Here is a 26,246-nt window from a genome sequence, read left to right as displayed (position 1 = left end):
CATGAAGCTATTTAAAACCGCAATTACAGCCCTACTTGCGCTTGCCGTCAGTTTGCCTGCACTTGCTTCTGAAACGCCTAACCTAGACAAAATCAACGAACGCGGCTCTCTACGCGTTGGTATGTCGACATTTGTTCCTTGGGCGATGCGTAACAAACAAGGCGATCTTGTTGGCTTTGAAATCGACGTGGCGAAACGCCTTGCCGAAGATTCAGGTTGGAAAGTCGAATTTGTACCTACGGCATGGGACGGCATTATCCCTTCTCTATTATCGAAGAAGTTTGATGTGATCATCGGCGGTATGTCTATTACTGAAGCGCGAGCTAAAAGCGTACTGTTCACTGAACCATACTCGCACTCTGGTGTTCAACTGGCTGCTAATAAAGAGCTAGCGGAAGGTTTTACTCAGATCTCTGATTTTGATTCTCGTCGCGTGAAAATTGCTGCTCGTCGTGGTGCGTTCACAGTTCAAGTGGCTCGTGAAACCTTCCCTAAAGCGAAAGTTCTACAGTTCGATGACGATGCTCAAGCATTCCAAGAAGTGTTAAACGGCAACGCGCACGCGGTTATCGCGTCTAGCCCGAAACCAGAACACGAAGCGATCAAAAACGCAGACACGCTATTTATTCCATTTGAAGAGCGTCTATCCAAAGGTAACGAAGCATTTGCAGTTCGCCTGGGTGAAACTGACAAGGCAGAGTTCTTCAACGAATGGATCAAAGCACGTACTGAAGACGGTTGGTTGAAAGAGCGTTACGAGTACTGGTTCTCTACTTTAGATTGGCAAGACCAGATTGCTCAAGGTCAGTAATCTGAAGTTGAGCTCACTTTTTAATATGAGCTAATCTGTCGAATCTAAATCAAGGCAGTGCACTGTTTGCACTGCCTTCTCATCGACGATTTAAGTAGCCTTTTTAAGTAGCTTTATTTGATTCGTCTTAGATCCAAGCAACAACCCAATAATAATTAATGTTTAAACAGGAATGACGTGAGTAAAACTAGCGCATTAACAACACCTAAGCCCAACGTTCATATGAAGCCTTGGTATCAACGCCTTACTCTTTTAGATGGTGTGTTACTCGCTGTCATTTGTGTGTTTGCAGGCTGGCTTTATTATCGCTCTGCTGTTGGTATTAACTACCAGTGGCGCTGGGAAGATGCGTTTACCCTGATTTTTATTCCGCCATCCGAAGGTAACGTCCCGTACTTTTTCCAAGGCTTGATCGCCACACTGCGCTTGAGTGTCTGGAGCATGGTGTTAGCACTCTCTTTTGGCACATTACTTGGCGTTGCAAGACACTCTAAAATTGCTTTCTTTCGTACCCCTGCACTGATTTTTATCCAGCTGGTTCGAAATATTCCACCACTGGTTTTTGTCTTCATATTCTATTTCTTCGTTTCTAACCAACTGATTCCATTACTTGGTTTAGAAAGTATCTTACGTGAACACAACAGCGAGATTAACGCTGTTCAAGCCCTTCTGTTTGGTCCTGCTAACCTTTGGGAAAACCTGGCGTCTGGTGTTATCTGTATTGGTTTGCTCTCTTCGGCTTACATCGCAGAAGTGATTCGAGCTGGCTTAGAAAGTATTCCAAAAGGCCAATGGGAAGCGGCCGATTCACTCGGCTTATCGGCGTTGTCTAAGTATCGATTTGTGGTTGGCCCGCAAGTATTAACGGCCATCACACCGCCATTGGCTGGCCAAGCAATCTCCTTGGTCAAAGACACGTCGATTGTGTCTCTGATTTCGATCCAAGAGATGACGTTTGTTGGTACTGAGATGGCAAACTCTTCAGGTTTGATCTTCGAGATCTGGCTGATTGTTGGCTTCGTATATTTTACTTTGTGCTTTGCGCTTTCACGTCTTTTCAAAGTGATTGAGCAGCGCTCTAGTGCCTATCTCAACCATCAATAACACCACCAATCAAAAATACGAATTCACCAGACTATTCATCGCCCTTATCAATTTCACCTGATTGGTTTAAGCTATTGACCAATCAGGATTTATCCCTTCATATTTCTTCTCAGAAACACAGCAAAATGCTCGCCTAATCACTATACTTAATGTAACGAACTACGTTGATTCATCTCAAGGACATCGTTCAGTATGGACAATCATAAAGAAAGAGCTTTTTACGCCGTTGTCGGCGCATTGGTTGGAGACGCCGCTTCAATGGGGCTGCACTGGCTGTACGACCAAGAGAGGATCTTACACGTAGCGGGTTTTGAGCCAGAATTTCGCTCACCGAATCAGTCCGATTACCAAGACAAGGGCTACTTTGCGCACCAAGGTAAAACCGCAGGCGAGCAATCGCAATATGGCGCTCAGTTATTGGCGATGGTCGATAGCTTAGTCGACAACCAAAAATACGATGAAGCGAGCTACATCAAGCACTTCCGCTTCTGGTTTGATTTCGGTGGTAGTTGGAAAGGCTACATTGATAAAGCGACTCGTATGAGCTTGTTGAACATCCATCAATTGGAATTGGCAAACGCCCCAATTACAGCGTGTGGTGCGGATGATACTCAATTACCTGCTGTTTCAAAAATCATCCCTTTGGTCGCGTGTACTTACACCTCTCACACTTTACCAGCAATGGTAGAGAGTGCGGTACGAGTGACCAACAACAACGGCAAAGCCGTAGAATGGGCGCAAGCCATCACCCTACTGATTCAAGCGGCAATTCAAGGCAACTCGCCATTGCAATCGGTAGAAATGGTGCGACAAACCTGTAGCAAGTTTATACACGATCAAATCGATGAAGCATTGGCTGAACCTGAGCTTTCGATTACAGATGCCGCGAAGAAGTTCGGATTGCATTGTGAACTGAGTGCCGCATTTCCCTTGCTGATTCGCATCATTGCGGGTGCTCAGAGCTATAAGCAAGGTATTCGAGACAATATCTTATGTGGCGGTGACAGCTGCGGGCGTGCGATTGTTATTGGCGCGGTATTAGCGGCGTGTTTCTACGAAGAAGATGGCGAAATTCCAACCGAATGGCTAAAACAAGTCGAACTCAATGGTGGCGTGCTGTCTTTGCCTATTGAGTGATTTTCACAATAACGAACTAAAGTCTGACATAAGACAAGCACACTTCTAGGTCGGAGGCTGTCGTTCCTATAAGGTTGGAACACACTGTGACAACTCATTCTTCAGCCAAACCACAAACGGGCTTTCAGACTCATCATGGTTGCTATCTTGTGTGAGCAATATGTACTGATGACCGGAAGGTACAAAGCCAAACGGTGCGATTAAGTTGCCCCTATTCAAATCATCAACCACCAATGGATAAGATCCAAGAGCCGCTCCTAGCCCATCAACGGCCGCTTGAAAGCAGAAATAGAAGTGTGCAAAGGTCTGGTTTGAAATAGCTTGCGGCACCATTCGGCGATCAAATTCACTACCTTTGGTGATGGATGTCCAGTGGCTCCAAGCGTTTGGTCGCGTGCTGCTGTGCAGTAATTTCACATCGGCTAGCTTGTCTTTGACCTGTTGCCAATAATCAGGCGAGAACACTGGGCCAACCCATTCTTCAACTAACGGAATCTGTTTGTAGTGCTCGGTTACGTTGAAGTCGTCTCGGCGAATGGCCATATCTAAACCAGTTGCGCCTAATGTCACAGGTCCACCTGCGGTAGACAATCGAACATCAATTCCGGATTCGTTATAGAAATCACCGAGTCGAGGCATTAACCAACGCATGGTCAATGTGGGTTCGCATGAAACTTCCAACGCTTGATGATTCAACTGATTAAGCTTATGGACTCCAGTTTCCAAGGCTTGGAACGCTTGCTCTGTGTAACCTTTGAGTAATTCCCCTTCTTTGGTAAGACACACATTCCTGCCCTGTTTGTAGAACAAAACTTGGGACAAGTGATTTTCCAATACCTTGATCTGCTTACTCACTGCGCCATGTGTGATATTGAGTTTATCCGCCGCTTCACTGTAACTGCTCGAATGCGCTGCTACGTGGAAAATATGGAATGCTTTCAAATGTCTCATGTGTGATTTTTTCTCACAGATAGGTGGAATTCATTTCGATTATAGGCAGCAATAAAAAACCATACAATGCTGGCTCATTAAATATAAAGAGTTGGAGTCATTATGGAGTGGTTAAGCCTAGCAGTATTGGGACTATTGATTGTTATTAGTCCAGGAGCTGATTTCGTTTTAGTTTTGAAAAACAGTGTCAATCAAGGAAGACAAGCAGGGATTTGGACTGCAATAGGTGTGAGTTTAGCCATTTGTGTTCACATCAGTTACTCAATGCTTGGGATCAGTTACTTAATCTCACAGAATGAGCAGCTGTTTGATATGATCAGATACGCAGGCGCAGCCTACCTTATTTATCTAGGGCTAAAAGGTATCTTGAGTGCGGACAACAAGCTTGCACCTATGGAAGATGCAAAGCAAAGCACCAGTGTTTGGCGCTATTTAGCCCAAGGCTTTTTATGTAACGTGCTCAACCCAAAAACCATGTTGTTCTTCTTGAGCATCTTCAGCCAAGTCATCTCACCTGATGCAGAAAACCAGCATGTCGCACTCGGCTATGGGCTTTATATGATCGTTCTTCACGGCTTATGGTTTGGAATTGTCGCTATGCTGTTTACTTCGAATACATTGCAAAAGCATCTATTGAGAGCAAAGAAAAGGCTTAATCAAGCGTGTGGATTTGGCTTAGTGACGTTCGGAGCACTGTTGGCGATTAAATCTTAAATTGAAAACCAAAACAAAAAACCTCAATGGCGAACTGTGCCGTTGAGGTTAATAACTAATGCTTGGAATTACTGACGCCACATATAGACAAACTGATCGTTTTGCGAGGTAATTTCAAAGCCAAACCTCAAGTACAGATCTCCAACTCGATTACCTTGCAGGTAACAAAGTTCGACGGGTTTATTGAGGCTGTCAGCCTTAGTTAAGCAATCTTTCAATACTAGGCTGCCAATGCCCTTTCCATGATACTCAGGCAATAAGAAGAATCGACAAAAATAAAAGTGCTCGCCTTTGTCTTGTAACAACACACTGCCAATCGCTTTACCTTGATATTCAATGATTTCAGGTCGTTCTTCTGCCCACTCTTCAGCGTGTATATCTCGTTGAACCTGCTCATCCCAGCCAAATACGGCTTTGATTGGTTCAAACTCAGCGGCTTTCTTAAGCTCAAACAGAAATTCATAATCTGATGACTGAGCAGATCTTGTTGAATACTTCAAAATACCTCCAACAATAATTGGCTGTGGTTTCATTTTCGCTAAAACCGGAATTCAGCGCCCCCGATAAAACTAAATGCCACGCTTAAATGTTCATTTGGGTTCTAGTTGGTAACGTAAGACTTCGTGTTTATCTTGCTCTGAGTAAAAGGTATTCAGGAATTGTCCACCGCACTTCTCAATCACTTTTTGCGAAGCAATATTGCCCCTCTCACACGTAATAATAGCGCTTTCGGACAATACGTGCCGTTGAACCCAAGACAACATATGACTTGCGATACCCCGCCCTCTGGCTTGCGGCAGCGTCTCATATCCGATATGTCCAATGACATCGTGGATGTACGGACTGGTACCATGACGAACTCTTATGACACCAAGGATTTGACCAGAGTCGATACAAAAATACGTAGAAGCAGGCGTCCACCCTTCTGGCAAACCCTCGCCTTTTGAATAAGCAATTCGTCTTTCTAAATAGGCATCACTGCCATCGGAAATCCCCGTGTAAATATCTAACCCATCTTCAGCACAGGCGTTCACATAGTGATGAAAGGCAATTGAATGCGAAAGAGCAGCTTTAACCATGTCCATATGATGTTGATTCCTTTTACTTTTCTACCGGGTTTAGTTATCAAGCCTAAGATAAGTGCATTGTGTATTCTTGATGTCCTGTGTGCTCATCAGTTTGTTCGCTGGCAATAGAGAAACCTTGAGACAAGTAGAACTCAATGGTCGCTTGGTTCTCTTTATACACATTCAAAGACAGATTCGGGCATTCAAGCTTCGCGTGTTGGATAAGTTGCTTACCAACACCACAACCTTGATGCTGCGGGCTCACAAAGATCGCAGCTAAAACCCCTTCATAAAGCGAATAAAAGCCACGAACCTCACCGTCTATTTGATACACGTAAGTTGTTGATGCTGGGATGTATATATCGCGCATATTACCCACTTGCGACTCCCAGAACTCAGGAGCCACAAAATCATGCGCCTTGATCGAGGCGGTTAACCAAATATCTATAACGGTTTCATTATCGGCTGGACGGTATTCTCTGATCATCTTCATTCTCTGAAATTATTGCGGTTCAATATGCGAATCAGTATGCCGAGAAGCGACTTAAACTTATTGAAGATTTACGACAATTGTTTGAAACAATGGTTACTGCTTCTTAACGTACTTCGCTGTAACCAGCATTTCACCGCCACCATCCAGCTTGCAATCTAGCTGGTGGTCTTTACCTTCGTTGATACGTCGAATCACGGCTTTAGTGCCGATTTTCAATACGCTAGAACTGCCTTTAATTTTTAGATCTTTAATGAAGGTAACTTTATCTCCACTTTCCAATACAACGCCATTCACGTCCTTAACACGCGCGGCTTCTCTTTCTAAACGCTCTTCTTCTGGGTTCCATTCGTAGGCACACTCAGGGCAGATTAGGTTGTTTTGGTCTGGGTAGACATATTCAGATTGGCATTGCGGGCAAGGAGGTAGAGACATACGTTAATACTTCATTTAAATAGAATTTGTTCCATTTTAATGGCTCTTGTCAGGCTTAGCGAGCATAAATCTAACAAGTTTTACGAAGAGTTAATTGTCTTTAAAAAAAGAGCCGTACCTAAAACGAACAAACACAGCCGCTAAGCTGTGTTTGTTTAAAAACTTGAGAAGCGAAAAGGTTTAACGTTCGACTTTTGGTGAGTAAATCGAGTAAGCGGTGATTTGCCCTGCCACGATTGCAGAGAACATGAATAACGCCGACAAACCGATACTCGGGATAGGCAAAATCGATTGTTCAAACACCGACTGGCTAGCACTCACTAATACTCGGCTACCCGGAACCAAGATGATGATCCCTTGCACGATATAAATAGATCCCGTGAGCTCCATCTTCTTAGCAATCCATGTTCCGTACAAAGTAATAAGAACCGTCGTAACCCAAGTACCGACAACCCAACCACTATCAAAACCTAGATAGAATGGGCCCCACATACCGAGAACGGCAACTGGCAAACCAAGTAAGATGTCTTTAGGACGTGCATTGAACATCACACCGATAGACACAGAGATCAGCACCAAGCCAGATATATGCATCCACATCGGTACTGCATTGGTATAGTCGATGGAGACCGCTTGTCCCCATATCGCTTCACCGATGTTGAGCCCCATGATAATCCCGACAAACAGCTTAATCAGCGTTAAGGCGCTCTGCCCTAGCAAGCTGGTACCAGAAACCAAGTCATTAAACGCCAAACATTCTAATGCGTTGGCTATGGATAAACCGGGGACAAACAAGACAATCGAGGCGATACACAACGCCCACACCGGAATCGGCAACCCTGTACTTGCCAAAAACGCCACAAAGATGCCCGTTAACAATGCCGAGATGAATTCAACCGCGATAGCACGACGTGAATGAAGAACTTGCTGACATACCCACACCATCAAACCCAATAACGCAGAAAAGCCCACCGCTTCCAACGTACTGCCCACCAGCATCAAATAGGCAGGCGGAATACCCATATTGGCAAGTGCTGTCACAAATTTAGAGTAGCCGACAGGCTCAGGTACTGGCTCACTGCTTGGCTGGTTAATACGAATGATCGTATTGGCCAACAAACTCAGATTAATCGACGCAGGCTTTAGACGCTTAAGAATCACGGCGTTGTTATCGTCTGGAAATTGATAGTTAATCGCAGTTGGCGTAGCTTGGATCATCACATCAACACCATGCTTTTTTGCATAGAATTGAGTGTATTTCTCTAGCTTGTAAGGGGCACAGCCACTGCGGTGAAGAGTGTCACCAATTTCAACAATTTTGTTAATTCGGAACTGAGAAGGCATGGGTATTTTAGGGGAGACAAAATGTGCGGCAAATGTACCAAACGATAGATGGAATGACGAGACTTTTGCGTGAATTATCAACTGAACTCGTTACTTTTTTCTGCAAAGCCTTAGAAGTGCCTATAACTCTACTCATTTGGGATTAGTTTACTGAATGTTTTGACAAACTAATAAGTTAAATTTATGCATTCAGATTGTTATTAGTGGACGCCAAAACACAAATAAAAATCAGTTTATGTTAACACTCCAAATTCCTTAATTTTCATGAGATTTATGACAGCCAAGTACCACTAAAACAGGTTTATAAATTAAGGCGGATTTATCGCAAAAAACAGCATGACATTTACTATTATTTCTCGCCCTCCTTTTTTAGAGATTTTAGTCACATTTTATTCACTCTGAAAACGCCGAACATGATGGAAAAACTAGCGGAGTGGTGGTTATGCGAGCACTTAGAATAAAAATGAAAGAAAAAGGTTTCGTTTTCAGTTAGATGTGGCATTATCAAACTCGTTAAGACGATGTGCGTGCATCGTATAATGGCTATTACCTCAGCCTTCCAAGCTGATGATGCGGGTTCGATTCCCGCTGCACGCTCCAAGTCTCTTAATGCCTTAGTCTTACTCATAAGACAGTGTGCGTGCATCGTATAATGGCTATTACCTCAGCCTTCCAAGCTGATGATGCGGGTTCGATTCCCGCTGCACGCTCCAACTTCTCCTTAAGCTTCATTAAGCACTTTCTTCCAGCGATACCCTATTCAAAAATTTTCGCCGTTTGCTAAGTCCACAGTAATTAAATCTATACTGATTAAACTTATTTTATTTAAGCTTAGATTGACGAATCAACGCTAAGTGACCAACCAAAGCTATTAACTCCTTAAATTGCTTCGTATTTCTGACACCTATCCAAATCACACATTGCAGTTCAGCTTTTAATGATTTTCAAAATTGTTCCAATTTAATAATCTTGGTCAATATCTGCAAAAATCATTGTGTTAATGTGCGCGCATTAGCAACAACCCATAAATAATAAAAAATGTTTAAAAGCAATGAGTTAACAATTAACATCGAAGCAATTAATGTCGCGCTAGCAAAAGTTGAAAATGCCAATAAAATTCAGCTAGATACATTGAAAGGTTATGTGAACAGCGAGCCTGAACAGGCTGTACTGGCTTTTCGATCGCTGAATGAAGCAGAGTCAATCGATGACAAGTTTAAAAAGATCATGGCAGAGCTACCGCACCTGAGCGGCGAAGCACACCACCTGCTTGAAACTTCTATCTTGCTACAGTGATTCTAACTACAGATAAGCCTCAGCCAATACAAGTTAGTTCATGTATTCCTGAACAGGTTGAGACTTATCTTTAACTGGTCATAATGTTTAGCCAATGACTTAGCTGCCACACAAAGCTGTGCTGATAGGTTGAAATGAATTGGTGATGTAAGGCCCTCGCATTACTCCCAGAAGTTCCACCACTTTTTGCTGTTTTCTTCACGCTGCTGTTGGCCTTTCTCTGACCCTTTTCCTTCTTCTTTACGCTCTTGTTCCGCTTTCTTGTCTTTCTGCTTTTCTAATCCCGACTTTTCTTCGTCATTATCCATATCATCTTCAAGCTTTTCTTTCTTATCTTTGAGCTTCTCTTTACTCTCTTCGAGGGCTTCTTTCTCGTCTTCCAAATCGTCGAGTTCTTTATCTAGTTTCTGCTTATCTTTTTTTGTTCTTACTTTTTTTCGCTTTCTTATTTTTCTCTTCGATCATTGAATCAAGCTGCTTCTCACGATCATCAATTTCGCCTTCAACTTTTTTAGCCTCAGCGAGCGTTTTTACTTCTTCTAAATCGGGCTTACCTTTACCAGCCCACTCAGGTTTAGCAGCAATGCTGTGGGTCGACCACGTTATTAAAGCACCCGTTATTGCAAGTACTAGAACTGTCTTATTCATCCTTAAGCTCCTATTCCTATAGTCTTTTAAAGCTAATACCTAAATAGCACTAAAACAAGGTAGCCATATCTAGCACTCATCCCTTTGAACTAGATATGGCTTGTGTATCACCTTATAGCGTTAACGACTTCATCATACCCGCTTCAGCGTGACCAGGAATATTGCACGCGAACTCTACGTTATTATCACCATGGAAATGCCACAGCAATTGCTTCGCTTTACCCGGCTTAACTGTCACTGTGCTACCCGAGTCATGAGCGTGATTACCCATGTTTTTCATCATTTCACGGTGCTCTAATTGCTCTGAAGCAGAACCAATCGAGAATTCGTGATCAATCTTGCCTGTGTTCATCACAACAAACTGCACCACGTCGTTCGGCTCAATATCAATCTTGTTCTTAAATGTGATTTTCATATCGTCACTTAGCAGAACATGAACCACTTTATCCGGCTTTGCGCCTGTCGCAGGCATACCCACTTCAGACATGCCTTCCATATTCATCATCGAATGGTCCATCTTTCCATCCTTCATCATGCTGTGATCCATTTTTGAATGATCCATCTCTCCACTCTTCATCATCGAGTGATCCATATTTGAGTGGTCCATATTCGAATGGTCCATTTCAGCAAAAGCCGTTGCAGTAGTTAACGTCAGTGCAATCGCAATAAGTGTCTTTTTCATGATCGTTCCTTAGATTAATTCAGTTATTTATTTGTTAGTTTCACATGTTCATGTGGTACGCCCTTACTCACTCTGTATTGGTAAGTAAGGGCTAATAATCAATACGTTATTTGTTTGTCTCGTTTTGGCTGTGCGTGATCTCACGCTGTTTCCAGAGCTTAAAGATTGCAGGCAACACCAGTAGGGTAAGCAATAGTGCAGACGCCATTCCGCCTATCATTGGCGCAGCAATTCGCTGCATCACTTCTGAGCCCGTACCCTCGCCATACATAATTGGAATGAGGCCAATGATCACCGTAAGTACCGTCATCATCACTGGGCGAACACGCAGTCCTGCGCCCTCACGAATCGCATCCGTCAAGTCTTCACTCTGAAGTGCTTGCTGGTTCTGCTCCGCATCCAATTTCTTGTAGTGCCATGCTTGGTTTAGGTAGACCAACATGATCACACCTATCTCAACAGCAACCCCGGCAAGGGCGATAAAGCCCACACTCACCGCAATCGAGAAGTTGTAATTGAGGACATGCATCAGCCATAGGCCACCAACCATCGCGAGTGGCAATGTCAGCATGATCATCATCACCTCACCGACACGGCGGAAGCTGAGGTAGAGCAACAACATGATGATGGCGATTGTGATTGGCACAACGACACTCAAACGCTCCTTTGCACGCTCCATGTATTCGTATTGACCAGACCACGCCAGTGAATAACCCGCAGGTAAGACTATTTGATCTGTAACGACTTTTTGCGCCTCTGCTACATAAGAACCAAGGTCGCGACCTTCGATGTCAACGAACACCCAACCATTAGGACGCGCGTTCTCCGTCTTAATCATTGGAGGCCCATCTTCATAACGAATATCCGCAACATCAGACAAAGCAATTCGCGCTCCATTTGGTGTCACTAACGGCAGGTTTTGCAGTTTAACGACAGAATCACGATAGCTTTGTGGGTAACGGACATTGATTGGGTAACGCTCTAGCCCCTCAACGGTTTCACCCACGTTCATGCCACCAACCGCAGTCGAGATAACCTGTTGCACTTCTTTAATGCTCAAGCCATATCGCGCAGCCGAGCGACGTTTAATGTCTATCGTCACGTAACGACCGCCCGCAACACGCTCGGCGTAGACAGAAGCCGTGCCGCTCACGCTGTTGAGGATGGGTTCAAGTTGCGAACCAATATCTTCAATCACACTCAGCTCTGGGCCAGCGATTTTGATGCCGATTGGAGTTTTAATACCGGTCGCTAACATGTCGATACGGGTTTTGATTGGCATAACCCACGCATTAGTTAAACCTGGGAACTGAATCAGATCATCAAACTCTTTACGCAGAGACTCCGTAGTGACACCGTCACGCCACTCATCTCGCGGTTTAAGCTGAATCACGGTTTCAATCATGGTTAACGGTGCAGGATCGGTTGCTGTCTCTGCTCGACCAATTTTGCCCCACGTGGTTTCGACTTCTGGAATGGTTTTGATGAGCTTGTTGGTCTGCTGCAACAACTCACGCGCTTTACCAATTGAGATGCCCGGATAGGTGGTTGGCATGTACATCAAATCCCCTTCGTCCAAAGGAGGGATGAACTCGCTACCAAGCTTACTGGTTGGGTAATAAGCAGACGCCATTAAGCCAAGTGCGATAACAATCATCACCTTTGGATATTTTAAGCTGAGGTTCAGAAGCGGTTTGTACATCGCCACTAGGCTGCGGTTAACTGGGTTTTTGTGCTCAGGCAACACGTTACCGCGAATGAAGTAACCCATTAGCACAGGCACAAGCGTGATAGCCAAACCCGCCGCTGCCGCCATTGCATACGTCTTGGTAAACGCAAGTGGCGAGAACATCTTGCCTTCTTGCCCTTCTAGTGCGAACACAGGCACAAAGCTCAAGGTAATGATAATCAGAGAGAAGAACAGCGGTGCGCCAACTTCTTCTGCTGCCTTACCAATCACCTGCCAACGGTTTTTATCAGTAAGCGGAGTCCGTTCAATGTGTTTATGAACGTTCTCAATCATCACGATGGCACCATCCACCATGGCACCAATCGCAATCGCGATCCCGCCAAGAGACATGATATTGGCGTTGATACCCTGCCAATGCATCACAATGAATGCACCTAAAATACCAACAGGCAGACTTAGTGCGATAACCAACGACGAGCGGATATGGAACAAGAACAGCGCACACACCACAGCGACCACGATGAACTCTTCAGCCAGCTTCTTCCAAAGGTTTTCAACGGCTGAATCTATCAAAGTAGAGCGGTCATAAGTCGCGACAATCTCGACACCATCAGGTAAGCCAGCTTGCAGTTCAGCGAGCTTGGATTTGACTGAGTCGATCACTTCACTGGCATTTTCACCAAAGCGCATCACGATAACGCCGCCAACCGCTTCTCCTTCACCATTAAGTTCAGAGATACCACGACGCATTTGCGGGCCAAGGTTAATGTCAGCAACGTCACCTAATAGCAGCGGAGTACCTTTGTCGGTCACTTTTAGCGGCAGAGATTGAATGTCTTCGATGCTTGTCAGGTAACCGGTGGTACGAACCATGTGCTCGGCTTCCGCAATCTCAACAACAGACGCACCGGTTTCTTGGTTACCATCTTGGATTGCCTTATTGACTTGCTGAAGCGTTAAGTCGTAAGCACGTAACTTGGCAGGATCAATCTGTACTTGGTACTGCTTCACCATGCCGCCAACGGTCGCCACTTCAGACACGCCTTCTACGGTTTGCAATTCATACTTCAAGAACCAATCTTGCAAACTGCGAAGTTCTGCTAAGTCGTGCTGACCGGATTTATCTTGCAACACATAGCTGTAAACCCAGCCCACACCGGTTGCATCTGGCCCTAGTGTTGGCTTAGCACTCGAAGGTAAGTTAGGTGCAACTTGGCTTAGGTACTCCAACACTCGTGAACGCGCCCAGTACATATCGGTATCGTCATTGAAGATGATATAGACATAGGAATCACCAAAGAACGAGTAACCACGAACCGTTTCAGCTCCTGGTACAGCTAACATGGCGGTGGTTAATGGATAAGTCACCTGATCCTCAACCACTTGTGGCGCTTGCCCCGGATAACTGGTTTTGATGATCACCTGAACATCTGACAGATCTGGAATGGCATCGACCGGTGTATTTTTAACGCTGTATAAGCCGCCAAATACGATGGCTACAGTAGCAACCAGCACTAAGAAGCGGTTGCTAATAGACCAGCGAATGATTGCATTGATCATAGTTCGCCCTCACCCACTTCTAAAGATTTGAGCACATAATCAGAACCTTGCTTCGCCACTAGAAATCGAATAGTTTGACCCTCGGCAAACTCAGATAAATCAAGGTCATCACTGGCTTGGAAATTCATTTCACCCGCTTTCCAATTCCACTCAGGGACAGGCTGATGTTTTACGGTGATCATGCCAAAATCTGCCATCAACATGGTGATGTCACCCGTCACCCAAACTTCGCCAGCGATTTTGTGTTTATTGACCTTGTAATCAACAACCTCGTACTGCCCTGACTCTGTCTTTCTCATCTCAAAATCAATCGCCTTACCACGTTGCACGTCACTCATGTCTAAGCCTTCCGCAAAGGTGAAGTTCATCACCATGCCCGGCCAATCCCATTCAGGAACTGGCTGATGGTTAATCGTCACCATACGACTGCCTTGCATAACATCGGAAATTTCACCGTTTGCCCATACGGTTTCAGCTTCTTCCTCAACACCATTGATGCGTGACAGATCAGCAGATTGGCTCGATTCAGAATCCAACATGAAGTGCGCAGAAGTGACAATGCTTTCGCCTTGCTCTAGCCCTTGAAGCACCTCTATTTTTTGGCCAGCTTCACGACCAACCTCAATACGAGCAGAGCGATACTTGCCAGAACCTTCTGACATCACCACTCGAGTCATACCACCGGAGTGAATCACCGAAGATCTTGGGATAGTAAGAACGGCTTCATCACTGATAGGTTTCAGCGCAATATTGGCGAACATATTTGGCTTAAGCTCGCCATTTGGGTTGGAGAACTTCAAACGAACGCGCAAGGTTCGAGTTTTTGGGTCAAGAATTGGGTACACGTAATCGACATTACCTAACCACTCTTTGCCGGGAATGGCATCTAGAGTCATCACCGCATTGCTGCCTGACGAGATCCAGTGCGCTTGACGCTCAAACACCTCAGCATCAACCCAAACTTCGCCTAATGGACCAGCACTGATCACCGCTTGTACAGGTGAAAGGTAACCACCTTCTCGGATATTCAGACTTGCGATGACACCATCGGCTGGCGCTTTGACTTCAATGGTTTGTGAGGCTTTGCCTTTGCGCGTAATAGAGCGGATTTGAGTCTTATCAACACCCAAGGTAATTAAGCGTTCAGTCGAGCCCTTGATCAAACCTTTACGACCCGTTTTATAAGCACTGATCAACTCTTCTTGTGCTTTAACAAGCTCTGGAGAATAGAGTGTGAAAAGCACATCACCTTTGTTTACCTTCTCACCTACTGCGTTGATGGAGAGTTTTTCCACCCAACCAGAAACACGCACGTTGGTTTGCCACAATGTACTTTCATCGAACGCCACATAACCCACGGTTTCAATCCGAGGAGACAGCGCTTCGAACTTAACTTTCGCTGTTTTGACACCCAGATTATTTTCTACCGACGAATCAATAAACACGGTTCCGGGCTTGTCTTTAACACCACTTGAGTCATCCGCGTAAACAGGGATTAAATCCATCCCCATAGGTGACTGACCCGGCTTGTCTCGCTGATAATTTGGGTCCATCGGAGCTACCCAATACAAAGGCTCATCGCTGGCCTGTTTACTTACATCTGCGCCTGTACTCGTTGCCATTGCTGACATGTCGTGTGCTGGATTAATCAGAAAATGGTTCACACCAAAACCCAATGCACCACCGACCAATAAAGCGATTGTTGCTACTTTTACTGAACTCATTATCTATCCCTTACTGATTCTCTGTGGTTACAAGCTGTGGTTGATTTACTTGGTATTCAAAGCCACTGACTAACGCCGCCAGTTTGCTGTTAACGATGTTGAGATCGGTGATCAAACGTTGTTGCTCTAACTTAAGCGCCAGCTCATCGGTCGTTGCTAAAATGACATCGTTAAACTGGGCGGTATTGTTTTGATAGCCCCTTTCAACCGCGCTGATTCGGGCTGCGGTTTGAGGAAGCAAGGACGTTTGATAGCGATCTAATCGCTGCATCAGATTTGATCTATCCACCAGCAATGCGTTCACTTGCGCGTTCATTTGGGAAAGTAAGGTGTCTTTTTGAGATTTAGCCGCACCAACTTGATACTGAGCAGCCGATAAGTTTTTATCTTGTCGGTTCCCTGTAAACAGCGGGATGTCGACTGTCAGATAAGCACTTACCAGATCAGAAGCTGGTTCACCCGCCATGTTATTGGCTTGACGGTGTGCATACATCACTTCCACCCCAAACTGCGGGGTATAAGCTTGCTCGGCTAACTCAACCTGAGTTTGATTAGAGGAAATGCTGACATCGGAGATCTTAACCAAAGGATGGTCAGTCAGTAGCTGGTAGTGCTTGGTTGAATCGATATTGGTCGCTAATTTGCTTTCCAACAACGACCAATCGATTTGGTTAGTTGCATTCAGTGTGCCCTGAGATTCAAGAACCTGAGAGCCTAGCCAATCAGAACCCAACCATTCAGAAAGCTGAGAGATTAGACGACGCTGAACCTGCTGGTTTGCCTGAAGTTTCTCATCAAGCTTGCTCACTTGAAGCTGAGCATTAAGCAGATCTTGTGCTTCACTTTTACCAATCGAGTAATTGGTTTGTACATAGTTTTCAAGCTCAACCAACAAGCGACGATTTTGACGAATTACCGACTCAGCTTTTTGTTGATAACCTAACTCAAGCCAAAGCTGCGTCATGCTATTCGCAACCGTCAATTCTCTTGCTTGCACCTGCAAAGCTAAAGCATCTGCCTGTTGGCCTGCCTTTTTCTGTTGAAGGTTAAGCGTATCGCCACGCTCAAACTGCTGCATCAGCCCTACCGATATATTGGTCATCGGGTCTTCGTCGAATTGAAAGCTATCGACAGGCAAACCGCCAAATCCAACTTTTAATTTAGGATCCATTAAGGTCGAGCTGGCAATGCCCGTTTCTCGCATCGCTTGAGACTGAGCAAAGTACTGTTTGCGATTTCCATCTTCGCTTAAAGCAATCTCAATCAGTGTATTGAGTTGCTGCGTCGAGCTTGCTTGGTCATGTGCTGAAATGTGTTGAGCATTTGAAGCTGACGCTGTGGTAGCCGCGAGCGTAGCACTTGAAAACAAGGCCATAGGCAAGGCAGCAGCAACCACTAAGCTCGTGTTCATGACAAACACAGAGGTTGTTGGTTTCATATTCACAATGAATGTCCATATCTAGCGCTAATTAGCGCATAAAAAAGAATGGCTTATCAGGTTTATCTAACTGATAGAGCTGTATTTTTAGATATAGATTTATGCGGAAGGTGGGCGTAGCAAAGATTGTGCACGAGTCACTTTTTGACCGATAGTCACAGAGTGATGAAGTGCGAATGAAGAGGAAATTTGGTAGTTGGCTTGAAGCGCCTGAATTGTGTGTGATGCGGTAGAACAAACAGAATAGCAACAGATATGAGCAGAATCCGAACCGCCACAACAGTTGTTGCTCATCACATGCTCTCCGTGAGCATCCATTGATTCTTGATGTGAAGCCATCTTGTCATCAGCAGACAGCTCAACATAAATAGCGTGGTCATCATGGGCAGAGTGAGCTCCATGAACATGATAGATCATGTCGGAATCGCTAACGGTCACATGACAACCGGCAGCAAATTGATTTGCGGCATCAGGATCGCTCGGCGAATCGTTGTGCTGGCAGATAGACTTATTCGACATCATCTGCGTTGCCATGATATTAGCCATCATGGCTGAAGAGCTTGAGGCATAGCTAGACATCAACATCGCAATGATGCTGAAAACAATAATCCAAGTTTTTCGGAATGTGTTTGTCATAGCTTACCTTTGAATTTACACCGCAACTATAAACGTTACCCTTAGGGTAAGGTCAATGCCATTGTGCCGATATTTGCCTGACCGTTGAAAAAACATTCATTCATAACCATGGTTTGTCGATTATTTGAACTTAAGGCATGTGTGTCCTTCAATGATAGTTCTCGATAAGCAAAAAGTGCAACTCACTAAAAAAGCCTTCAACACAGGTTGAAGGCTTGAATCGTTACCCTAATTTATTGTCTTGGTCACCTAGATGACGAGCTCATCTCGAACCATTAAGTGACTCACTCCACTCTTTCGATAATCGTCGCAATACCTTGCCCCATACCAATACACATAGTTGCTAGCCCGTATTGACCACCACGCTGTTCCATAATATTGATAAGGCTACCGACGATGCGAGCACCCGAACATCCTAAAGGATGACCCAGTGAAATCGCTCCACCATGCAGGTTCACTTTATCTTCACGCTGCTCCCATAAGCCTAAATCTTTTAAACACGGGATAGCTTGCGCTGCAAAGGCTTCATTCACTTCAGCAAAATCGATATCTGCGATCGTTAGATCAGTCTTGGCTAACGCTTTTTGGGTTGCCGGTACGGGCCCATAACCCATAAGCGCCGCTGGCACTCCCGCAGAGGCAGAAGAGATAACTCTAGCTCTTGGTTTAATGCCGAGCTCGATGGCTTTATCTTCACTCATCACCAGCAAACAAGATGCGCCGTCAGACAAGGCCGAAGACGTACCTGCCGTTACGGTTCCTCGCGGGTCAAACGCAGGGCGAAGCTTAGACAAAGATTCAGCGGTGGTTTCAGGACGAATCACCTCATCATGCTTAACCAAGATTGGCGCACCGCTTTCGTCATGACCCATGGTTGGGACAATCTCGTTATCAAAGCGACCTTCAAGTGTCGCTTCGTGCGCGAGTCGGTGTGAACGAGCGCCCAGTTCGTCTTGTTCTTGACGCGACACGTTATGCAGTTGACCAAGTGCTTCCGCCGTTAACCCCATCATCGCAGAAGCTTGTGCCATATTGCGGTTGTATGGGTTTAGGTTGATGCCTTTTGTCATCGGGATATGACCCATATGCTCAACACCACCAACGAGGACAATATCGGCATCACCCGCTTTGATCGAGCGCGTTGCCATGTGCAAAGCATCCATCGACGATCCACACAAACGGTTCACTGTTGTTGCTGGTACTTTTTCAGACAGCCCAGCTTGAAGTGCTGCGACCTTCGCAAGGTTAACGCCCTGCTCTTCGGTTTGCTGTACACAACCCCAGATCACATCATCAATCAGAGTGGATTCAACCTTTGGCTGACGCTTCAGCATTGCACTCATTAAGTGAGACGAAAGATCATCGGCTCGAACATGTCGAAATACACCATTTTTTGAACGCCCCATTGGAGTTCGAATCGCATCTACAATCACTACGTTTTTCATATTTCTTGCTCCAGGTTACGCGTAAAAATTACGGTTCAGTTCAACACGGTCACGAAGACCTTGAGGGATCGCATATAAAGAACCTAAGTCTTCATATTGTTGGGCAATCTCTAGCAGCTTATCTAGACCCATGCTATCCATGTAGTAGAAGATTCCGCCACGGAATGCCGGGAATCCAGTGCCGTAGATAAACGCAATATCACCCTCGGCCGCTGAAGAAATAATGCCGTCATCTAAACAGCGAATCGCTTCATACATCATCGGTAACATCATTCGCATTGTGATGTCTTGAGGCTCCATTGAGATTGGTGCATCACAAAGGCGTTCAATAAGCGCAGTGGTTTCCAAGTGGCTTTCTGGCTGTAAGCGACCTTTGCGATCCGCTTTGTACAGATAGAAACCCTCTTTTGTTTTTTGTCCTAAACGTCCTTTCGCCACAGATTCCGCGATCAGATTCGCTTCAGGCTTAGCTAAACGCGTAGGGAAGGCTTCGCTCATCACATCAATGCAGTGATCCGCGGTATCGAGTCCAATCACATCAAGCAGATGCGCTGGCCCCATTGGCCAACCAAACCCTTTGCTCATCACTTTGTCGATTTGAGCAATATCACCGCCCGCAACCAACAGTTGGTTGAAAGCCAAGAAGTAAGGCGTTAGGCAGCGATTAACCAAGAAGCCAGCACAGTCGTTCACCACGATAGGCGTCTTGCCAAGTGCTAGAACATAGTTAACTGCGGTTGCAATGGTTTCCGGCGATGTTTGCTCACCTTTAATCACTTCAACCAACGGCATGCGATGCACCGGGTTAAAGAAGTGAATGCCACAGAAGTTCTCAGGGTTCTTTAATGAGTGCGCTAAGCCACTGATCATCAGGGTAGATGTGTTTGATGCAATCATTGCGTTTGGCGCAACCTGTTCAAGCTCAGCTAGCACCTTTTCTTTTACGATTGGATTCTCAACGACCGCTTCTATCACCAAATCACAGCTGTCTAACGCTGCATTGTGCAAAGTCGGCACGATACGATTAAGCACTTCACCCATCGCCTCTGGGCTCTTACGACCGCGAATCACTTGCTTTGAAAGCAGTTGATTGGCTTCATTTAGCCCTAACGCTAAGCCCTGTTTGTTGATGTCTTTAAGTACCACATCCAGCTTTTTATCCGCGGTAACATAAGCGATACCACCGCCCATAATACCCGCGCCGACCACACCCACTTCTTCGGTTTTCTTGCCGCCTTTAGCGTGTTTCTTTGCGGTCGCTTTTACTGCCATGTCGCTCAGGAAAACATTCACCAAAGCGTCTGCTACACCACTTGCGACACATTTGATGATTCCCGCTTGCTCAAGCTTTAAGGCTTCATCGCGAGAACAACGAGCGCTTTTAGAAATCGTGTTCAGAATAATGCCCGGTGCCGGATAATGCGGACCAGCTGCTTTCGCGACCATGCCTTTAGCCACATTAATCGACATCGCCAGTTCCGGGTCATTCAGAGTCAGTGGCGCTTGTTTTTCTGCATAACGCTGTTGCCAATCAAAGTCACCAGAGATGCACGATTCAAGCATGGTTAACGCGCTTTCGATTGGGTTTGTCTTACTTGCATCGATCACACCGTCAACAACATGATGTTCTAACGCTTGCTTCGCCTTAAAGGTTTTACCCGTTGTTAGCCATTGCAGTGCCGTATCCACACCTGTGATGCGCGGTAATCGAGTCACACCACCCCATGCTGGCATAATGCCAAGCTTAACTTCAGGCAGGCTCATTTTTAGATCCGTCGTCGCAAGACGATAATCCGCAAGCAGTGAAAGCTCGACTCCACCACCAGCAGCCACACCATTAACGATGGCGACTTTAGGAAGGTTGAGATCTTCGATTCGGTTATAAATGGAGTGCGCCCATGATAGGTAATCGGTAATGGCCGCATCACCGTCACTAAACAGAGAGCGAAAGGCTTTTACATCCGCACCCGCGCTAAATAACGCTTTGCCTGAACGGATGATCAGACCGGCAGCATCACTGTTTTCAAGTTGCTCGACACAGTTTTCAAGTTCAATTAATGCCGACTTAGTGAGTGTGTTAACCGAATCAGATTCTGCGTTGAAAACCAATTCAACGATACGATTAGAATCTTCGATAAATGCGAGTTTAAAAAATTGTCCTGTAAACATAATTACCTCCTACTTCACTAAGCCATGTTGTTTTGCTTCCGCCAGTAACGACTCACGAAAATCTGGGTGCGCGATATTCGCTAACGCATGAACGCGTTCAGAGACCGTCATACCACGCAGATTCACTGAGCCGTATTCCGTCGCCACGATATGTACATCGTTACGAGGTGTGGTAATCGGCGTGCCCACTGGCAATGACAAACGAATATTCGACTCTAACCCGTCTTTGCCTTCACGCGTTGCTGCCAAGGCTAAGATGCTGACGCCGTTTTTCGCCATGTTCGCTGCTCGTACAAAATCTAACTGACCACCAGAGCCTGAAATCTGGCTAAAACCCGCTCCTTCAGATGCAACTTGACCCACAAGGTCGATCATCAAACACGTATTAATGGAGACAAAATTATCGTTCTTAGCGACTTCATACGGGTCAACGACTTCGCTCATTGAGCCCATCTCGATGTCTGGGTTGTTGTGCAGAAAGTCCATGACCTCTTGCGGGCCTGCCGCGAATGCCGCGACGATCTTGTTTGGCATGTGATTCTTTTTAGTGCCAGACACAGCACCGGCTTTACACATCTCCATGAGAGATTCCGTAAACATCTCCGTATGAACACCTAGATCTTTACGGTCTCGAAGCGCCATGCCCATCGCATTTGAGATGGTTCCAATACCAATTTGAACCGTCATTCCATCCTTAATGTATGGGCTAACGTGTTTTGCAATTTCGGTCTCTAGCTCTGAAGGCTGGCCAGCTTTAGGTGACGCGATACTATGATGGCCTTCGACTAATGCGTCCGCACAATCGACATGAACGATGTTGTCTTCATTGCCGATAAAAGGTTGCTGTTCATTAACAACAAAAATTACTTTAGAAGCATGTTTCAGCGCCACCTTCGTTGCTACGCCGCCACACGCGCCTAAGCTCACAAAACCGTCTGCATTCGGTGGTGTCACTTCAACGACAACCGTATTCGGCTGCAGTTTTTCAAAAATATTTTCGAAATTAGAGAAATGAAAGTTCGTCACTTCTACGTTGCCTGTGCTTTGCAGCTTTCTTTCAATTGGCCCCATGAAGAGACTGATATGCTTGAAGTTCCCTCGATATTGAGGCTTCAAGAACTCGAAGGGAGTCGTCATCAAACCTGTGTAGATTTCACAATCACTGAATAGGTCGAGGTGTTTATCCAACTCCTTTAGAAAAACAACTGGAATGGACAGTAAGCCACCTGCCCAGATTTTGTCACCTGATGCGAGTTTGCCTACCGCAGACTCTAACGAGAGTAGTTTTTCGCCATGGATCTCTTGCCAATTATTCATTATGTAGTTCTCATTATACTTTGCATAACAGGCTAAATTTTGAATATTACTTTTCCATTAAAACCAAAACTTGTATGTTATGCATGAACGTAGGGTACAGGTAAATATCCTTTTCACGGCATTCAGAATACAATTTCCCTAGGCTTTAACTTTGCAATTTAGGACAAGAAATTCACTATTCTGGACAATTAATCACTTTGTGTTTTTGATCACATCTCCGATTTATAAGGTCATAAAATGGCATTGGAACAACGCTTTCATAACTCCCTTTCGGTTCATGCTGGCTGGCAAGCCTTGCTCGCTTTAACAGCAAAAGAGCATCAAGTGGAGAGCCAACTTTTTCCGCCAAAGCGTAAGAATTCAGATGGCCGATTGCATTTCCACGACCTTCGTGAAGAGTTAGTAAAACTGTGTGAATATACCGATGATGAGCTGATCCCCGTAAGAGCCGCGAAGCACGTTACTCCCTTAACCTTTGGTAGTTACTCCTTAGCACTATGGACCGCTCCAAACCTCGAGGCGATGCTAAAAACTGCGGCTGAATTCTCGTTCATTATTGCGTCACCTATCCGGCTTCAATATCGAGAAAATAAGCAAGGTAGCGCCGAGTTATGGGTACTCAACAGCGAACCTTTTAGCCAAGAAAGCCACGTCACCTACCTTGGCGTAACAATGCTGATCGCCACACTCATTTACATCATCAAGCATGTGATCCTCAGCGAAGACATCGAAGTGAGCGTCAAACTGATTGAGCACAAATTCTCTCCAGAGCGCACCGAACAACTCGAGCAGTTAACGGGAACAAAAATTACCGCCGGACACCCTATAAGAAAGATCGCTATCGACAAAAAGCATCTTCATAAACCTTTAGATAATTACGATGAAGGGATCTATTTTTCGGCACTGAACCTACTGAGAAAAGACGCAGAGTCCCTAAAGAAAGGCGACCTAATTCTCCAGATCTACAATGCGCTCAATCAAGCGAATAACTTGGAGAATGTTTCGGGTGAAAGCCTTGCTCAGTCGCTCAACATGAACATCCGAACGTTGAATAGAAGGCTTGCTGAACTCAACACAAACTATCGAGGCGTAGTCGAAAAATACAAGCTAGAAAAAGCACTGCACTTGCTAGAAGACCAACACATCAACATGACCGAGATTGCCTACCAACTCGGCTTTGCTGATTTGAGTACTTTCTCACGTGCTTTTAAAAGATGGACAGGGCTAAGTCCAATAAAATTAAGGCGAAGTCAGAATATCACCTAGGTAAAGACTGATCTAAATCAACGTTACTTTCGATGGCATATTCGGCAAAACTTTTGTCCTAAAGTGCAAAGTTAGCACGTTCATCCCTTGCTTTAATATCACCAGTACTTGCTTTGGTTAACACCCAATGCATTCAATTATTGGAGATTAGATTATGTTAAAACAAGAGCATAACGTGCTTTTTGAACCGATGAAGATCGGCTCTTTAGAGCTAAAGAATCGTTACTCTATGGCCCCGATGGGTACCTTAGGTTGTGTCGATGGCGATGGTGCGTATAACAGCCGTGGCGTTGAGTATTACGTTGCTCGTGCTCGTGGTGGTGTTGGCCTGATCATTACCGGTGTGCAAATGGTAGAAAATGAACTTGAACAGTTCCCTATGCCTTCCCTTCCATGCCCAACCAACCATCCAACCGCTTATATCCGCAGCGCCAAAGAGATGACTGAACGAGTTCATACCTACGGCACTAAAATATTCGCGCAGCTAACCGCTGGTTGGGGACGCTCTTGCATTCCGGGCTTCACTCCTGAAGAAAAATCCATCGCACCTTCTGAAGCACCGAACCGCTTCGACCCCTCAATCACACACCGCGAACTGACCACTGAAGAAGTAAAATATTTCATCTCTAAGTTTGTTGAGTCGGCTGCTATTGCTCAAAAATCAGGTTTTGATGGTGTAGAAATACACGCGGTTCATGAAGGCTACTTACTTGACCAATTCACAATGGAATTTTTCAACCAACGTACAGACCAATACGGTGGCAGCTTCGAAAATCGTTATCGCTTTGCGGTAGAGATTGTTGAAGGTATCAAAGCTGTTTGTGGCAAAGACTTCCCAGTATCACTGCGCTACTCCGTTAAAGGTAACATGAAAGGTTTCGGCCAAGGTATCCTTCCGGGTGAGCGCGCTGAAGAAGTGGGTCGCGATATGGAAGAAGGCCTTAAAGCGGCTGAGTACCTGCAAAGCGCAGGGTTCGATGCCTTGAACGTTGATGCCGGCACCTATGACTCATGGTACTGGAATCACCCGCCAAACTACTTCCAACCGGGTATGTACAAACCATACTGCAAAGCCGTTTCAGAAGTGGTCGATATTCCCGTATTAATGGCTGGCCGTATGGAAAACCCAGACCTCGCTTCGCATGCTGTTCAAAATGGCATTTGTGATGGTGTGTCACTGGGTAGACCTCTGCTCGCCGATCCAGACACGGTCAATAAGATCCGACGAGGTCGTTTTGAAGAAGTTCGTCCTTGCTTATCTTGTCACCTTGGTTGTCTAGGTCGTATGGCTGAAGTGGGTAACCTATCTTGCGCGGTTAACCCAAGCTGTGGACGAGAAGAAGAGTTCAGATTACTACCAACGCACAAAACCAAAAAGGTCGTCGTTGTCGGTGGTGGTGTCGCGGGAATGGAAGCCGCTAGAATTGCTTCTGAGCGCGGACATGACGTAGTCCTTTTCGAAAAAGGCGGCCAACTGGGTGGCAATGTCATCCCAGGTAGCCAACCTCCATTCAAGCATGATGATAAAGCCTTGATTGCGTGGTTCAGCGGTGAAATGACTCGACACAAGGTAGACGTAAAACTCAATTCAGCGGCAGACAAAGCATCGATTGAAAGCGAAAAACCAGACAGTGTTATTTTCGCTACCGGCTCTCGCCCAACTCAACCTAACTGGTTGGAAGGAAAAGATAAGCCGCACGTTTTAGTTGCCGAAAATATGTTGATGAACCCTGAACTAATTACAGGCGACAAAGTCTGTGTGATTGGCGCGGGTTTAGTGGGCGCAGAAGCCGCTCTATGGATGGCTCAACAAGGTAAAGCGGTCACATTAGTTGAGGCATCAGACGATATCATTGGCGGCCCTCACGGTACCTGTTTTGCTAACTACCAGATGTTGAAAGAGCTTCTAGCCAAAGAACAAGTGAACGTTCTTACTTCAACACGATTAGAGCGAATCACCGATACGGGCGTTTGTCTAAACATTGAAAACAGCAGTGTTGAAATGCTTTCCGATCACGTTGTGCTAGCGCTTGGCTATAAAGCTGAAGATCACTTGCATGAAGAACTTGCGAATCAACTGGATGTTGATGAAGTATTCAATATCGGTGACAGCCAAAAAGCAAGAACGATCATGGCCGCTATCTGGGATGGCTTTGAAGTAGGTCGCACGCTTTAAGTTAGTCGTACCTCTTAAAGTGAGTCGTACATTTTAATTTAGTCCCGCTTAGTTAAAACACCGAAACCAAACATGGACGTTTGGTTCCTGCCTCTCACTGTATCTTTCCTTAAGTGCCCTCCTCACTTTCGTCTCGTTACATCAAA

At 45.4% G+C, this 26,246-nt stretch carries 21 protein-coding genes, 2 tRNA genes and 1 pseudogene; 9 read left to right on the top strand and 15 right to left on the bottom strand.

Going from position 1 to position 26,246, the window contains the following annotated elements:
* Position 1 precedes the first annotated feature (1 nt).
* From HRQ85_RS05155 to HRQ85_RS05145, 3 genes are all read left to right on the top strand, one after another.
* Positions 2-811: a transporter substrate-binding domain-containing protein gene (locus HRQ85_RS05155; RefSeq protein ID WP_017093706.1), complete on the top strand. Its 810-nt coding sequence runs from the start codon at positions 2-4 to the stop codon at positions 809-811.
* A gap of 177 nt (positions 812-988) precedes the next feature.
* Positions 989-1,915 (top strand): amino acid ABC transporter permease, encoded by a 927-nt coding sequence (locus HRQ85_RS05150; RefSeq protein WP_172378919.1) that lies wholly within the window; start codon positions 989-991, stop codon positions 1,913-1,915.
* A gap of 192 nt (positions 1,916-2,107) precedes the next feature.
* Entirely contained in the window at positions 2,108-3,052 is a 945-nt protein-coding gene (locus tag HRQ85_RS05145) for an ADP-ribosylglycohydrolase family protein (protein ID WP_172378918.1), read from the top strand.
* 66 nt (positions 3,053-3,118) lie between these two features.
* On the opposite strand, the gene HRQ85_RS05140 is transcribed toward HRQ85_RS05145, so the two are convergent.
* Entirely contained in the window at positions 3,119-4,003 is an 885-nt protein-coding gene (locus tag HRQ85_RS05140; protein ID WP_172378917.1) for a LysR family transcriptional regulator, read from the bottom strand.
* Between the two features lie 102 nt (positions 4,004-4,105).
* Here HRQ85_RS05140 and HRQ85_RS05135 point away from each other — a divergent pair, with 102 nt between their 5' ends.
* Positions 4,106-4,717, top strand: coding sequence for a LysE family translocator (locus HRQ85_RS05135; protein ID WP_050634279.1), 612 nt, complete (start codon positions 4,106-4,108; stop codon positions 4,715-4,717).
* Between the two features lie 68 nt (positions 4,718-4,785).
* Here HRQ85_RS05135 and HRQ85_RS05130 read toward each other — a convergent pair whose 3' ends face one another.
* From HRQ85_RS05130 to HRQ85_RS05110, 5 genes are all read right to left on the bottom strand, one after another.
* Positions 4,786-5,217: a GNAT family N-acetyltransferase gene (locus HRQ85_RS05130; RefSeq protein WP_059020931.1), complete on the bottom strand. Its 432-nt coding sequence runs from the start codon at positions 5,215-5,217 to the stop codon at positions 4,786-4,788.
* A 90-nt stretch (positions 5,218-5,307) separates the two neighbouring features.
* Positions 5,308-5,802 (bottom strand): GNAT family N-acetyltransferase, encoded by a 495-nt coding sequence (locus tag HRQ85_RS05125; RefSeq protein WP_172378916.1) that lies wholly within the window; start codon positions 5,800-5,802, stop codon positions 5,308-5,310.
* 46 nt (positions 5,803-5,848) lie between these two features.
* Positions 5,849-6,271, bottom strand: a complete 423-nt coding sequence (locus HRQ85_RS05120) for an N-acetyltransferase (protein WP_172378915.1) — start codon at positions 6,269-6,271, stop codon at positions 5,849-5,851.
* A 99-nt stretch (positions 6,272-6,370) separates the two neighbouring features.
* Positions 6,371-6,709 (bottom strand): zinc ribbon domain-containing protein YjdM, encoded by a 339-nt coding sequence (locus HRQ85_RS05115; protein WP_004731484.1) that lies wholly within the window; start codon positions 6,707-6,709, stop codon positions 6,371-6,373.
* 180 nt (positions 6,710-6,889) lie between these two features.
* The gene (locus tag HRQ85_RS05110) at positions 6,890-8,053 is read right to left on the bottom strand and encodes a threonine/serine exporter family protein (protein WP_004731486.1); all 1,164 of its coding nucleotides are present in this window, start codon (positions 8,051-8,053) and stop codon (positions 6,890-6,892) included.
* Between the two features lie 525 nt (positions 8,054-8,578).
* On the opposite strand from HRQ85_RS05110, the gene HRQ85_RS05105 reads away from it, so the two are divergent.
* The 3 genes from HRQ85_RS05105 (at position 8,579) to HRQ85_RS05095 (ending at position 9,349) form a co-directional block, all read left to right on the top strand.
* Positions 8,579-8,653 (top strand) — tRNA-Gly (locus tag HRQ85_RS05105).
* Between the two features lie 38 nt (positions 8,654-8,691).
* Positions 8,692-8,766: transfer RNA gene (locus HRQ85_RS05100), tRNA-Gly, on the top strand.
* 325 nt (positions 8,767-9,091) lie between these two features.
* Positions 9,092-9,349 carry a hypothetical protein gene (locus HRQ85_RS05095; protein ID WP_004731488.1) on the top strand — a complete coding sequence of 86 codons (258 nt, stop codon included), beginning with the start codon at positions 9,092-9,094 and terminating at the stop codon, positions 9,347-9,349.
* 161 nt (positions 9,350-9,510) lie between these two features.
* On the opposite strand, the pseudogene HRQ85_RS05090 reads toward HRQ85_RS05095, so the two are convergent.
* From HRQ85_RS05090 to HRQ85_RS05050, 9 genes and pseudogenes are all read right to left on the bottom strand, one after another.
* Positions 9,511-9,997: pseudogene (locus HRQ85_RS05090) on the bottom strand (hypothetical protein).
* 112 nt (positions 9,998-10,109) lie between these two features.
* A complete protein-coding gene (gene copI, locus HRQ85_RS05085; protein WP_172378914.1) occupies positions 10,110-10,679 on the bottom strand; it encodes a copper-resistant cuproprotein CopI in 570 nt (189 codons plus the stop codon).
* A 106-nt stretch (positions 10,680-10,785) separates the two neighbouring features.
* Complete coding sequence (locus tag HRQ85_RS05080) at positions 10,786-13,929, bottom strand: efflux RND transporter permease subunit (protein ID WP_172378913.1); 3,144 nt, start codon at positions 13,927-13,929, stop codon at positions 10,786-10,788.
* Positions 13,926-15,653, bottom strand: coding sequence for an efflux RND transporter periplasmic adaptor subunit (locus HRQ85_RS05075; RefSeq protein WP_172378912.1), 1,728 nt, complete (start codon positions 15,651-15,653; stop codon positions 13,926-13,928). Before HRQ85_RS05075 ends, HRQ85_RS05080 begins: the two co-directional genes overlap by 4 nt.
* Before the next feature lie 10 nt (positions 15,654-15,663).
* Positions 15,664-17,091 carry a TolC family protein gene (locus HRQ85_RS05070; RefSeq protein ID WP_172379344.1) on the bottom strand — a complete coding sequence of 476 codons (1,428 nt, stop codon included), beginning with the start codon at positions 17,089-17,091 and terminating at the stop codon, positions 15,664-15,666.
* A gap of 99 nt (positions 17,092-17,190) precedes the next feature.
* On the bottom strand, positions 17,191-17,727 hold the full coding sequence (locus HRQ85_RS05065) for a hypothetical protein (RefSeq protein WP_172378911.1): 537 nt from the start codon (positions 17,725-17,727) through the stop codon (positions 17,191-17,193).
* Between the two features lie 284 nt (positions 17,728-18,011).
* A complete protein-coding gene (gene fadA / locus HRQ85_RS05060; protein WP_172378910.1) occupies positions 18,012-19,172 on the bottom strand; it encodes an acetyl-CoA C-acyltransferase FadA in 1,161 nt (386 codons plus the stop codon).
* A 15-nt stretch (positions 19,173-19,187) separates the two neighbouring features.
* On the bottom strand, positions 19,188-21,341 hold the full coding sequence (fadB, locus tag HRQ85_RS05055) for a fatty acid oxidation complex subunit alpha FadB (protein ID WP_172378909.1): 2,154 nt from the start codon (positions 21,339-21,341) through the stop codon (positions 19,188-19,190).
* A gap of 9 nt (positions 21,342-21,350) precedes the next feature.
* Positions 21,351-22,658, bottom strand: coding sequence for an acetyl-CoA hydrolase/transferase family protein (locus tag HRQ85_RS05050; protein ID WP_172378908.1), 1,308 nt, complete (start codon positions 22,656-22,658; stop codon positions 21,351-21,353).
* Between the two features lie 237 nt (positions 22,659-22,895).
* Between HRQ85_RS05050 and HRQ85_RS05045 the strand changes: the two genes are divergently transcribed.
* Both HRQ85_RS05045 and HRQ85_RS05040 read left to right on the top strand, forming a co-directional pair.
* Positions 22,896-23,924, top strand: coding sequence for an AraC family transcriptional regulator (locus HRQ85_RS05045; RefSeq protein ID WP_172378907.1), 1,029 nt, complete (start codon positions 22,896-22,898; stop codon positions 23,922-23,924).
* Between the two features lie 154 nt (positions 23,925-24,078).
* Positions 24,079-26,100: an oxidoreductase gene (locus tag HRQ85_RS05040; protein ID WP_172378906.1), complete on the top strand. Its 2,022-nt coding sequence runs from the start codon at positions 24,079-24,081 to the stop codon at positions 26,098-26,100.
* Positions 26,101-26,246 lie beyond the last annotated feature (146 nt).

This window comes from Vibrio sp. Vb339 (genome assembly GCF_902751245.1).
Taxonomy (GTDB): domain Bacteria; phylum Pseudomonadota; class Gammaproteobacteria; order Enterobacterales; family Vibrionaceae; genus Vibrio; species Vibrio coralliirubri.
This window is presented reverse-complemented; position numbering and strand designations above follow the sequence as displayed.